11 protein-coding genes are annotated in these 11893 nt (G+C 67.1%); 1 reads left to right on the top strand and 10 read right to left on the bottom strand.

What is annotated here, in order from left to right; all coding sequences use genetic code 11:
* Positions 1-311 precede the first annotated feature (311 nt).
* The 10 genes from AC1D34_RS09190 to glyA form a co-directional block, all read right to left on the bottom strand.
* Complete coding sequence (locus AC1D34_RS09190) at positions 312-2468, bottom strand: sodium-translocating pyrophosphatase (protein ID WP_476824054.1); 2157 nt, start codon at positions 2466-2468, stop codon at positions 312-314.
* Positions 2469-2719: 251 nt separating this feature from the next.
* Complete coding sequence (allE, locus tag AC1D34_RS09185; protein WP_441504744.1) at positions 2720-3517, bottom strand: (S)-ureidoglycine aminohydrolase; 798 nt, start codon at positions 3515-3517, stop codon at positions 2720-2722.
* A gap of 76 nt (positions 3518-3593) precedes the next feature.
* Positions 3594-4799, bottom strand: a complete 1206-nt coding sequence (locus tag AC1D34_RS09180; protein ID WP_441488689.1) for an MFS transporter — start codon at positions 4797-4799, stop codon at positions 3594-3596.
* Between the two features lie 46 nt (positions 4800-4845).
* Positions 4846-5844 carry a thiamine-phosphate kinase gene (gene thiL, locus AC1D34_RS09175; RefSeq protein ID WP_441504745.1) on the bottom strand — a complete coding sequence of 333 codons (999 nt, stop codon included), beginning with the start codon at positions 5842-5844 and terminating at the stop codon, positions 4846-4848.
* Between the two features lie 7 nt (positions 5845-5851).
* Positions 5852-6319, bottom strand: a complete 468-nt coding sequence (nusB, locus tag AC1D34_RS09170; RefSeq protein WP_441478347.1) for a transcription antitermination factor NusB — start codon at positions 6317-6319, stop codon at positions 5852-5854.
* On the bottom strand, positions 6316-6825 hold the full coding sequence (ribH, locus tag AC1D34_RS09165) for a 6,7-dimethyl-8-ribityllumazine synthase (RefSeq protein WP_441504746.1): 510 nt from the start codon (positions 6823-6825) through the stop codon (positions 6316-6318). Before ribH ends, nusB begins: the two co-directional genes overlap by 4 nt.
* Before the next feature lie 34 nt (positions 6826-6859).
* Positions 6860-7507: a riboflavin synthase gene (locus AC1D34_RS09160; protein WP_441504747.1), complete on the bottom strand. Its 648-nt coding sequence runs from the start codon at positions 7505-7507 to the stop codon at positions 6860-6862.
* Positions 7507-8637, bottom strand: a complete 1131-nt coding sequence (gene ribD, locus AC1D34_RS09155) for a bifunctional diaminohydroxyphosphoribosylaminopyrimidine deaminase/5-amino-6-(5-phosphoribosylamino)uracil reductase RibD (protein WP_476768162.1) — start codon at positions 8635-8637, stop codon at positions 7507-7509. Before ribD ends, AC1D34_RS09160 begins: the two co-directional genes overlap by 1 nt.
* On the bottom strand, positions 8630-9127 hold the full coding sequence (gene nrdR / locus AC1D34_RS09150) for a transcriptional regulator NrdR (RefSeq protein WP_441488694.1): 498 nt from the start codon (positions 9125-9127) through the stop codon (positions 8630-8632). Before nrdR ends, ribD begins: the two co-directional genes overlap by 8 nt.
* A 39-nt stretch (positions 9128-9166) precedes the next feature.
* Positions 9167-10468 carry a serine hydroxymethyltransferase gene (gene glyA, locus AC1D34_RS09145; RefSeq protein WP_441504749.1) on the bottom strand — a complete coding sequence of 434 codons (1302 nt, stop codon included), beginning with the start codon at positions 10466-10468 and terminating at the stop codon, positions 9167-9169.
* A 214-nt stretch (positions 10469-10682) separates the two neighbouring features.
* On the opposite strand from glyA, the gene nhaA reads away from it, so the two are divergent.
* Positions 10683-11891 carry a Na+/H+ antiporter NhaA gene (gene nhaA / locus AC1D34_RS09140; RefSeq protein WP_441504750.1) on the top strand — a complete coding sequence of 403 codons (1209 nt, stop codon included), beginning with the start codon at positions 10683-10685 and terminating at the stop codon, positions 11889-11891.
* Positions 11892-11893: the final 2 nt, after the last annotated feature.

Genomic DNA, 11893 nt, shown 5'->3' with positions numbered 1-11893 from the left:
CCAGCAGGGCAAGCTCGACGGCGTGCCCGGACTCGACCTCCCCGGACTTGACCTCGGCGGGTGCAGCAGCGGCCTGGATCGTCATGATGGCTCTCCTTCTGTTGGAGAGACCATGCCATCGCGGGCCGCCCGGAGCTTGCAGGAACGCTACGGTCCCGGCCGTAGCTTCAGATCCTGATTCAAGTGGTCGCCATCCTGATTCAAGACGGGCCGCCAAGCCGTTGCAACATCAAGGGAAAGCCCTTGAGCGATCAAAGAAGAACCCCGCGGATTGCTCCGCGGGGCAGTGTCTCCGTGCCGTGCCGACCGGCTCAGGAATGCGCCAGGATCGCCAGCAGCAGCAGCGCGATGATGTTGGTGATCTTGATCGCGGGGTTCACCGCCGGGCCGGCGGTATCCTTGTAGGGGTCGCCGACKGTGTCGCCGGTCACCGAGGCCTTGTGCGCCTCGGAGCCCTTCATGTGGCGCACGCCGTCCTTGTCGACGAAGCCGTCCTCGAAGCTCTTCTTGGCGTTGTCCCAGGCGCCGCCGCCCGAGGTCATCGAGATGGCGACGAAGATGCCGGTGACGATGACGCCCATCAGCATGGCACCGACCGAGGCGAAGGCCTGGTTGCGGCCGGCAATGGCGTTGATGGCGAAGAAGGTGACGATCGGCGCAAGGACCGGCAGCAGCGAGGGCACGATCATCTCCTTGATCGCGGCCTTGGTCAGCATGTCGACGGCGCGGCCGTAATCCGGCCTGTCCGTACCCAGCATGATGCCGGGCTTCTCCTTGAACTGGCGACGCACCTCCTCGACGACGGAGCCGGCGGCGCGGCCGACCGCGGTCATGCCCATGCCGCCGAAGAGGAAGGGGATGAGGCCGCCGAGCAGCAGGCCGACGACGACGAAGGGGTTGGACAGGCTGAAATCGACCGTGACGCCCTTGAAGTACTGGAAGCTGGTCGAGCCCGCCTTGTTGGCCTCGGCGATGAAGAAGTTCAGGTCCGAGGTGTAGGCTGCAAACAGCACCAGGGCGCCGAGACCGGCGGAGCCGATCGCATAGCCCTTGGTGACGGCCTTGGTGGTGTTGCCGACCGCATCGAGCGCATCGGTGGAGTGGCGCACCTCCTTGGGCAGGCCCGCCATCTCGGCGATGCCGCCGGCATTGTCTGTGACCGGGCCGAAGGCATCGAGCGCGACGACGACGCCGGCCAGCGCCAGCATGGCCGTGGTGGCGATTGCGATGCCGAACAGGCCGGCCAGCGTGTAGGAGACGATGATGCCGGCGATGATCACGATGGTCGGCGCCGCGGTCGATTCCAGCGAGACCGCGAGGCCCTGGATGACGTTGGTGCCATGGCCGGTGACCGACGCCTGGGCGATCGAGACCACCGGGCGCTTGCCGGTGCCGGTGTAGTATTCGGTGATGACGACGATGAAGAGCGTCACCGCGAGGCCGACCAGCGCGCAGCCGAACAGGTTGGCGGATGTGAAGCTGACGCCCTGCCCCGTCGTGAACGCGGTGGAGAAGCTGCCGAACATCAGCCAGTTGACGATGGCGATCGCGCCGACCGACAACACGCCGGCGGCGATGAAGCCCTTGTAGAGCGCGCCCATGATCGACTGGTTGGCGCCGAGCTTGACGAAGAAGGTGCCGATGATCGAGGTTACGATGCAGGCCGCCCCGATCGCCATCGGATAGAGCATCATCGTGCCGAGCACCGGCTGGCCGGCGAAGAAGATCGCCGAGAGCACCATGGTGGCAACCAGCGTCACGGCATAGGTCTCGAACAGGTCGGCGGCCATGCCGGCGCAGTCRCCGACATTGTCACCGACATTGTCGGCGATGGTCGCGGGGTTGCGCGGATCATCCTCGGGAATGCCGGCTTCGACCTTGCCGACGAGATCGGCGCCAACATCCGCGCCCTTGGTGAAGATACCGCCGCCGAGGCGGGCGAAAATCGAGATCAGCGAGGCACCGAAGCCCAGCGCCACGAGCGAGTCGATGACGGTGCGGCTCGATGGGGAGAAGCCGAGGAACGAGGTCAGGACGCCGTAATAGACGGCGACGCCGAGCAGGGCGAGGCCGGCGACCAGCATGCCGGTGACCGCGCCCGCCTTGAAGGCGACATCGAGCCCGTCACCGAGCGACTTCATCGCCRCCTGCGCGGTGCGGACATTGGCACGGACCGAGACGTTCATGCCGATGAAGCCGGCCGCGCCGGAGAGGACGGCGCCGATCAGGAAGCCGATGCCGACCCATTGGCCGAGCAGATAGGTCAGGACCACGAAAAGCACCGCGCCGACCATGGCAATCGTAACGTATTGACGCTTCAGATAGGCCTGCGCGCCCTCGGCAACCGCGCCGGAGATTTCCTGCATGCGCTGGTTGCCGGCGTCGCGCTTCATGACATCGCCATAGGCCCAGATGCCGTAGGCTATCGATAGCGCACTCAAAACTATGATGATGAGCAAGGCTGACATTCGGGATTCCTGACCTCGAGCTTCCGTCCAACGGGGCTTCAGACCCCGAATTCAYTCGGTTTCTTGGGTCCGGAGACGAAGAATACGGGTCGAGGGAATCGCGCCCGCGTCGCGCATCGCCAGTACCGGCCAACTTTCTGCCAAGCTTTCGACAGAATCGCAAACGCGGAGGCTGACAATTTTACGCAGATGTCAGGGCGAGCCGGCCCGCTTCGAGGCGCGGCCGGCCGTTCGGGAGGTCTATGCGGGCGTCAGAGCGCCACATCCCGGTTGACGTTCTTGTAAAGCAGATAGGCCGCATCGGCAAAGCCGGTCGGGTAGAATTGCTGCGGGCAGTAGCCGCCCATCCAGATGAAATCGCCGGCCCAGATCTCGTGCCATTCGGTGCCGAGGAAATAGAGCCCCTGCCCTTCCAGCATATAGAGCCCGTGCTCCATGACATGGGTCTCGACATCGGGGAAATGCGCGCCGGGCTTGAACCACATCAGGTTCATCTCGAAATCGAAGCGCATGTCGCCCCAGGGCAGCAGGAACTGGAAGCCGCGCCCTTCCGCCCCGGTATGGTTGGTGACCGGGATCTCGTCGCGATGCGACAGGATCGGCTCGGGCGCTGGCAGGCCGATCGCCTCGAAGCGCTTGCGCAGCCCGAGCACGCGCAAGGGCTCGAAACCGGTATTGCTCAGCGTGAAGGCGGTGCCAGGCGGGACATAGGCGAAGTGGCCCGGCCGCAGGTCAAGCGCCGGAGCATCCGCCATGACGAACCGGCCCTGGCCGGAGAGCACATAATAGAAATGCTGGATGCCCTCCTCGCGAAAGGCCTCGGGCGTGCCGCCGCCGGGTGCGATCTCGAGCAGGTACTGCGCGAACTGGGCGCCCAGCACCGGCGCAGCCAGGATCCGCACGATCGTCCCGCTGAAATGCGGCAGCCGGCTGATCAGCACGCCTTCGGGCGGCATGAACGCATAGTTCGGCCGCACCACACCGCGATTATGGCCAATGGCGCCGGGCGGAAACCGGCCTGTCGTGACGGGCAACTGGTGCGGGCGCATCGTATCTCCTGCCGGGTCCTGGGGGATGAAGCTTGTTCTGCGGAGCCTTGCGACCGGCCACGCGCCGGGCCGGCCCTCAGGCCAGCTGGACGCGCTTCTGCGTGGCCTGCCAGGCGACCAGCGCCAGCGCGACGGCCACCGGCGGGAAGACCAGCCAGTTGACGCTCTGCCAGCCGCCGGTGTTCAGCAGCCCGCCAGCCGAGAAGGAGGCGATCGCGACCGAGCCGAAGACGAGGAAGTCGTTGGCGGCCTGGACCTTGACGCGCTCCTCCGGGCGATAGCAGTCGGTGACCAGCGCCGTCGCACCGATGAAGCCGAAATTCCAGCCGATGCCGAGCAGGACCAGCGCGATCCAGAAATGCGCGACGCTGAGCCCGTTCAGGCCGACGACGGCGGCGCAGGCCAGCAGCAACAGGCCGGCCGCCGTGACCTTCTCCTTGCCGAAGCGGGCGATCAGCCGGCCGGTGAAGAAGCTCGGCCCGAACATCGAGAGCACGTGCCACTGAATGCCGAGCGCAGCATCGCCGATGCTGTGGCCGCAGCCGACCATGGCCAGCGGCGCAGCCGTCATCACGAAGCTCATCAGGCCATAGGAGACCAGTGCAGCCGTGACCGAGGCGATGAATTTGGGCTGGCGCATGATCTCGGAAAGCGGCCGGCCGCCGCTCGAACGCACGGCCGCAACCGGCGGGGCGCGCAGCATCATGACGACGCCGATCGCCAGCAGCGCGAGCAGCCCCTGCGCCATGAAGCTGGCGGCGAAGGGCGCGTCCGGCGTCAGGTCGCGGGTCCAGTAGACCGATTGCGGGCCGATGACGCCCGCGGCAAGCCCGCCGATCATGACCCAGGAGATGGCGCGCGGCTTGAAGCTCTCGCTCGCAGTGTCAGCCGCCGCGAAGCGGTAGCTCTGCACGAAGGCGCCATAGAGGCCGCACATGAAGGTGCCGAGGCAGAACAGCCAGAAGATCCGGCTCCCCGTGCCGGCGGCGGCGATGCTGGAGGCGATGACGCCGGTCAGCGCCCCGATGAGATAGCCGTTGCGGCGGCCGAGCCGGCGCATCAGCATCGCGGCGGGGATGACGCCGCAAGCGATGCCGAGCTGCATCAGGCTGACCGGTACGGTCGCGAAGGTCTTGTCGGTGACGAGCTGCGAGCCGACGATGCCGCCGAGCGAGACCACGATCGCCGGGTTCGCGCCGCCGAACGCCTGGGCGCAGGCGAGGACGAGGGCATTGCGCTTCGCCAGGGCATCGCCCTCGGCCACGGAAACATGCTGGTTCATCGCTGGGGCCGTCGTTCACATACCGGGCGGCCTGAGCGAGCGGCCCTCAGAAATGGGCGAAGGAGCCTTGCGCGAAGCTGCGCGCCCTGCCCCGTTCGAGATAACGCACCACGCCCAGCTCGGACGTGACCCGGCCGATGCAGGCGAGTCCAAGACCCGTCGCCTCGGCCGCAGCAGCCATAGCAGGAAATTCCCTTTCTGAGGCCGTGCAGAGAATTTCGTAGTCGTCTCCGCCGGTCCAGGCCAGTTCCGCCAGAGCGGGGTCAGCCATGATCGCGGCGCGGGCCGGGGCCGAGAGCGGAACGGTATCGAGATCGATCTCGGCCCCGATACCGGACGCCGCAACCAGCTTGGCGAGGTCGCCGACGAGCCCGTCCGAGACATCCATGGCGGACGAGGCATGATCCTGCAGGGCAGCCGCCAGCGCCAGGCGCGGGCGCGGATGCAGGTAGCGGTCGGCGAGATAGGCGCGATCGGGCTCGCTAAGTCCGGCGACCCAGTCCGGCTTGGCCGGCGCATGGACCTTGAGGCCGAGCGCGCCGTCGCCGATCGTGCCGGAGACGAGGACAAGATCGCCTGGCTTGGCGCCCGAGCGCAGCACCATGCGCCCGGCCGGAACGCTGCCGAAGGCAGTGATCGAGAGCGTCAGCGGCCCCGGCGTCGAAACGGTATCGCCGCCGACGAGCGGACAGGCGCTCTCGGCCGCGATCTCCCCCAGCCCCTGGGCGAAGCCCGCGAGCCAGGGCTCGGTCCAGCCCTTGGGCAGGACCAGCGAGAGCACGAAGCCCAAGGGAGATGCCCCCTTGGCCGCCAGGTCCGACAGGTTGACCGCGAGCGCCTTGCGGGCGATCGAGGCTGGCGGATCGTCGGGCAGGAAATGCACGCCTGCGACCAGCGCATCCGTCGTGACCACAAGCTCGAAGCCGCGCGCCGGGCGCAGCAACCCGGCATCGTCGCGCAGGCCAAGGCCGCCCGCACCGGCGATCGGCGCGAAATAGCGCGCAATCAGTTCGAACTCGCCGGGTCGTTGGGGAGCGCCGGCCATCAGCGCGTCAGGCGGCCGGCGTGTCGAATTCGTCGGCGCGGAAGTCGCGGGCCATCTTGTCGAGCACGGCGTTGATCATGCCGATCTCCTCGCCTTCGTAGAAGGCACGGGCGACCGCGACATATTCGGAGATCACGGCGCGCGCCGGCACATCCTTGCGGAAGGCGAGTTCATAGGCGCCGCCGCGCAGGATGGCGCGCACCACGGCTTCGACGCGCTTGAGCGGCCAGCCCGCGGCGAGAACGTCATCGACCGAGCGGTCGATCAGGCGCTGTTCGCGGACGACGCCGCCGAGCAGGTCCCGRAAGAAGGCGATCTCAGCCTTGGGAAGCTCGATATCCTCGACCTCCTTGCCGATCCAGAACGCCTCGAACTCGGCCATCGCCTCGATGACGCCGCGTCCGCCGATCTCCATCTCATAGAGCGCCTGCACGACGGAGAGCCGTGCACCGCGACGCAGTTCCGCGCGGCTCATGAGGATTTGTCCGCGAGCGAGCGCTTGTAACGCAGGACGGCGAGCGCCGCTTCCGCCGCGCCGCCGCCCTTGTCCATGTCGGCACGATTGGCGCGGGCCCAGGCCTGGGCATCGTTCTCGACGGTCAGGATGCCGTTGCCGAGCGGCATGGCATAGGCCACCGAGACATCCATCAGCGCGCGCGAGCTTTCGCCGGCGACGATGTCGTAATGGCCGGTCTCGCCACGGATGACGGTGCCGAGCGCGACAACCGCCTCATAGGGGTCGATTGCCTCGTCGGCGGCCCGCAGGCCGATGACGATCGCGGTCGGGATTTCGAGCGCGCCGGGCACGGTCACGACGTCGACGCGGCACTCGGCCTTGTCGAGCACCGCGAGCGCGCCTTCGAGCAGCTCGTCAGCCAGCTTGTCATAGAAGCGCGCCTCGACGACGAGCACGCGTGCGCCGTCCAGGGGAGCGGCGGGAGTTGCGGCCTTATCGGCCGAGATCTGCCGGGGTCCGGCCATCGTTCTTATCCTTGTTGGATTTCAAGTCGGCTGGTTACCCCCCCGGGCTCGCCTCCGCAAGCCGCGCGGCATACCGCGCCATCAGATCGACCTCGACATGAATGCGGTCCCCCTGCTTGCGCTCGCCCCAGGTGGTGACGCTGAAGGAGTGCGGAATCAGCAGGACTGTGAAGACATCGTCCTCGACGCTGTTGACCGTGAGCGAGGTGCCATCGAGGCAAATCGAGCCCTTGGTCGCGATGAAACGCGGCAAACCCTGCGGCGCGCGGATATGGAAGCGCGCGGTTGCGCCCCAGGGCTCGTCGGGATCGGCCGCGATCGGCTCGATCTTCAGGATCGTGCCGACGCCGTCGACATGACCGGTCACCAGATGGCCGCCCAGCTCGTCGCCCATTTTCAGCGAGCGTTCGAGATTGACCTTCGTGCCCGCCTCCCACTCCCCGGCGAGGGTCTTGGACAAGGTCTCGGCAGCGGCCTCGACCTGGAAGATGCAGCCCCCCTCGCCATCTTCGCGGGGCTTCAGAGCCGTCACCGTCAGGCAGATGCCGGCGCAGCAGATCGATGCGCCGATCTCGATTCCCGCGGCCTCGTACGGGCTCGCAATCGCAAGCCGCTTCAGGCTCGGCCCCTTGTTCTGGGCCTCCACGATCGTGCCAATGGCGGTGACGATGCCGGTGAACATCAGGCAATCCTCTCATAACGCTCGAAACGGTCGTGGCCGATCAGGCCACTCTCCGCAAGCCGGTACAGATCGGGGTCGGCCAGCAATCCGGCAAGGGCCGGACGGACGGCGACGATTCCGGGCGAACCCAGCATACGCGGCGAGGTCGAAACGATGACCTCATCAGTCAGGCCCGCCAAAGCCAGTTTCTCGCCGATCGTCGGGCCGCCTTCGGAAAAGACCCGGTTGATGCCGCGCGCGCCGAGCAAATGCAGGGCCTCGCGGAGATCGAGATGACCGTCCGGTCCGGCTGAGACGCGCATGACCTCGACACCTGCCGCGACCAGCTCGGCCTCGTTCGCAACAGGGGCCGTTTCCGCCGCGATCACCCAGACCGGAACCTCGCCTGCCGACTGCACGAGCCGGGAGCCCGGCGGCAGGCGCAGATGCGAATCGAGGATGACCCTGATCGGCGAGCGATGCGCCATTCCCGGCAGGCGGACCGTCAGCATCGGATTATCGGCGAGCACCGAACCGACGCCGAGCATGATCGCGTCGTGATGCGCCCGCTGGAGATGGACCCAGCCATTCGCAGCCTGGCAGGACACCGCGATGGGGCCGCCTGCCGCGCTGCCCGCATAGCCGTCGGCCGTGCGCGCCACCTTGAAGGTCACCATCGGCCGCCCCTCGGTGATGCGCAGGACATAGCCGCGATGGGTGTGCCTGGCCTCGTCTTCGAGAACGCCGGTGGTGACGCTGATGCCAGCGCTGCGCAACAGCGCGAAGCCGAGCCCGCGAAAGCGCGGATTCGGATCGGCCATCGCCACCACGACCCGCTTCACGCCGGCCCGAATGGTGCGCTCGACGCAAGGCGTCGCGGCGCGGATGGTGCGGTGGGAGCAGGGTTCGAGCGTGACATAGAGCGTGCCGCCCGTCGCGGCAGCGCCTGCCCGGTCGAAGGCATGGGCCTCGCCATGGGGCCGGCCACCGATCTGGGTGTGGCCGCGTGCGATCACGACGGGGCCGTCCGGCATGTCCTGCGTGATCAGCGCGCCGACGCTAGGGTTCGTGCCGGTGGTGCCCAGCCCGCGCGCGCCATAGGCGAGGGTCTGCTGCATGAAGGCGCGGTCGAGCGCGCTCTGCTCAGTCATCGCCACGAATGGGCGGAACCACGCCGGCAGCCTCGATCTCGTCGCCGCTGAGCTGGCCGAGCAGCTCCTCGAAATCGCGGGCCTCGCGGAAATTCTTGTAGACCGATGCGAAGCGGACATAGGCGACATCGTCGAGGGATTTCAGCCCCTCCATCACCAGTTCGCCGATGGTGGAGCTCGAAACCTCGCCCTCGCCCGAACTCTCGAGCTGGCGGACGATGCCGTTGACCATGCGCTCGACGCGCTCCGGCGCGACCGGGCGCTTGCGCAAGGCGACCTCGATCGAGGTCTGCAGCTTGTCGCGGTCGAAGAGTGTGCGCCGGCCGGAGCGCTTCACCACGGTGAGCTCGCGCAGCTGCACGCGCTCGAAGGTGGTGAAGCGGCCGCCGCAGTCAGGGCAGACGCGGCGGCGGCGGATCGAGGCGTGATCGTCGGTGGGACGCGAGTCCTTCACCTGGGTCTCGAGGGAGCCGCAATAGGGACAGCGCATCGCGGCTCTTCTCCTTCAGGCGACGGGGTCGCCTTGTCTTCAATAGATCGGGAAACGTGCCGTCAGCTCGTGGGCCTTGGCCTTCACCGCCTGCTCGACGGCGTCATTGCCTTCCTCGCCATGCGCGGCGAGCCCGTCCAGCACCTCGGCGATCAGCTCGCCGACACGCTGGAACTCGGCGACGCCGAAGCCGCGCGAGGTCGCAGCCGGCGTGCCCAGGCGGATGCCGGAGGTGACCATCGGCTTCTCCGGATCGAAGGGAATGCCGTTCTTGTTGCAGGTGATATGGGCGCGACCAAGCGCTGCTTCCGCAGCCTTTCCGGTAATCTTCTTGGAGCGCAGGTCGACCAGCATGAGGTGGTTGTCGGTACCGCCGGTGACGAGGTCGAAGCCCTTGGTCTTCAGCGTCTCGGCCAGCGCCTTGGCGTTCTCGACGACGGCGCGGGCGTAGATCTTGAACTCCGGCTGCAGCGCCTCGTGGAACGAGACCGCCTTGGCGGCGATGACATGCATCAGGGGGCCGCCCTGGATGCCGGGGAAGATCGCCGAGTTGATCTTCTTCGCCAGCGCCTCGTCATTGGTCAGGATCATGCCGCCGCGCGGACCGCGCAGGGTCTTGTGCGTGGTGGTGGTGACGACATGGGCGTGCGGGAACGGCGAGGGATGCGCGCCGCCCGCCACCAGGCCGGCGAAATGCGCGATGTCGACCATGAAATAGGCGCCGACCTTGTCGGCGATCTCGCGGAAGCGGGCGAAATCCCAATGACGGGCATAGGCCGAGCCACCGGCGACGATGACCTTGGGCTTGTGCTCGACGGCGAGGCGCTCCATCGCATCATAATCGATGGTCTGGTCGACGACGCAGACGCCGTAGGGCACGACCTTGAACCACTTGCCGGACTGGTTGACCGGGGCGCCATGGGTGAGATGGCCGCCGGCAGCGAGATCGAGGCCCATGAAGGTGTCGCCGGGCTGCATCAGCGCCATGAACACGGCCTGATTGGCCTGGCTGCCGGAATTCGGCTGGACATTGGCGAACTGGCAGTCGAACAGGCGGCAGGCGCGCTCGATCGCCAGCTTCTCGGCGATATCGACGAACTGGCAGCCGCCGTAATAGCGGCGGCCCGGATAGCCTTCCGCGTATTTGTTGGTCATCACCGAGCCCTGCGCCTCGAGCACGGCGCGCGACACGATGTTCTCCGAGGCGATCAGCTCGATCTCGTCGCGCTGGCGACCGAGCTCGAGACCGATGGCACGCGAGATCTCCGGATCGGAATCGGCGAGCGAAGCGCCGAAGAATGAGTTCGAGAGATGCTTCTCGGCAGCGGCGTCACGACTCATGGGATGCTCCATCGGCGCTTCGGATTGCCGCAGGGGCCGGCAAGGGCCATGCGGCAGCCACGCAGTTCTGGCTGTTGCGGAATCTCGCGGCCGAGCCCGCTATCGCGCGCTCCGTAGCACGGTGGGGGCCRCCATTCCAAGGGCCGATGCGGGGTGACATGAGCGCGCGCCGCCTGCACAAAGGGCGGCGACAGCAGCCAGCAAGGAATTGAACGTGACGCAAGACATCGCCGGGAATGCTCCACCTGCCAGGCGCTCGCCATTGAAGGCCCTGCTGGCGAGCGAAGCGGCCGGCGGTCTCCTGCTCATGGGCGTGGCTGCGATAGCCCTGCTGATCGCCAATTCGCCGGCCGCGCCCGCCTATTTCAAGCTGCTCGGCAGCTATGTCGGCGGCCTCAGCGTGCTGCACTGGGTCAATGACGGGCTGATGGCGATCTTCTTCCTGCTCGTCGGGCTGGAGATCAAACGCGAATTCATCGAGGGGCAGCTCTCGACCTGGTCGCGACGCGCCCTGCCCGGCATTGCGGCGCTCGGCGGCATGATCGCGCCCGCCCTGATCTATCTTGCGCTGACGCGCGGAGACCCGGTCGCGATGCGCGGCTGGGCGATCCCGGCGGCAACCGATATCGCCTTCGCGCTCGGCGTGCTCGCCCTGCTCGGGCCCCGCGTGCCGGTCTCGCTCAAGGTCTTCCTGACCGCGCTCGCGATTCTCGACGATCTCGGCGCCGTCCTGATCATCGCCTTGTTCTATACCAGCGAGATCTCGCTGCCGATGCTCGGCATGGCGGGCTTGTGCCTTGCCGTCCTGATCGTTCTCAACCGGACGAACGTGACGCGAATCTGGCTCTATCTCGCCATCGGCGCGTTGCTCTGGTTCTTCCAGCTGAAATCGGGCGTGCACGCGACGCTGGCGGGCGTCATCCTGGCGCTGACGATCCCGATCGGCGACGGCAGCGGCAGCGACGAGCCCGAGCATTCCCCACTGCACATGCTCGAGCACAAGCTGCATCCCTGGGTGTCCTTCGTGATCGTGCCGATCTTCGGCTTCGCCAATGCAGGCGTGTCCTTTGCAGGCATGTCGCCGTCGAGCCTGCTCGCGCCGATTCCGCTCGGCATCGCGCTTGGCCTGTTCATCGGCAAGCAGATCGGCGTCTTCGGCTTCGCCTGGGTGGCGGTGAAGAGCGGACTCGGCACCATGCCGGCCAAGGCGAATTACCTGCAGCTCTACGGCGTCGCACTGCTTTGCGGCATCGGCTTCACGATGAGCCTGTTCATCGGAGCGCTGGCCTTCCCGGAAAATCCCGAACTCGGCGACGCCACCAAGATCGGCGTGCTGATGGGCTCGCTGCTCTCGGCGCTGGCTGGAGCGCTCGTGCTGAAGCTGGCTTCGGCAGGCCCGACCGGCGGCAAGCGCGGAGCCTGAAC

The organism is Allobosea sp. P1_A7 (assembly GCF_056406775.1).
This window is presented reverse-complemented; position numbering and strand designations above follow the sequence as displayed.

Coding starts and splice junctions, on each gene's coding strand:
- thiL (WP_441504745.1), bottom strand. CDS start 5,844: ATGGCCGGCGCTCCCCAACGACCCGGCGAGTTCGAACTGATTGCGCGC.
- AC1D34_RS09180 (WP_441488689.1), bottom strand. CDS start 4,799: ATGAACCAGCATGTTTCCGTGGCCGAGGGCGATGCCCTGGCGAAGCGC.
- nrdR (WP_441488694.1), bottom strand. CDS start 9,127: ATGCGCTGTCCCTATTGCGGCTCCCTCGAGACCCAGGTGAAGGACTCG.
- glyA (WP_441504749.1), bottom strand. CDS start 10,468: ATGAGTCGTGACGCCGCTGCCGAGAAGCATCTCTCGAACTCATTCTTC.
- ribD (WP_476768162.1), bottom strand. CDS start 8,637: ATGACTGAGCAGAGCGCGCTCGACCGCGCCTTCATGCAGCAGACCCTC.
- ribH (WP_441504746.1), bottom strand. CDS start 6,825: ATGGCCGGACCCCGGCAGATCTCGGCCGATAAGGCCGCAACTCCCGCC.
- allE (WP_441504744.1), bottom strand. CDS start 3,517: ATGCGCCCGCACCAGTTGCCCGTCACGACAGGCCGGTTTCCGCCCGGC.
- AC1D34_RS09160 (WP_441504747.1), bottom strand. CDS start 7,507: ATGTTCACCGGCATCGTCACCGCCATTGGCACGATCGTGGAGGCCCAG.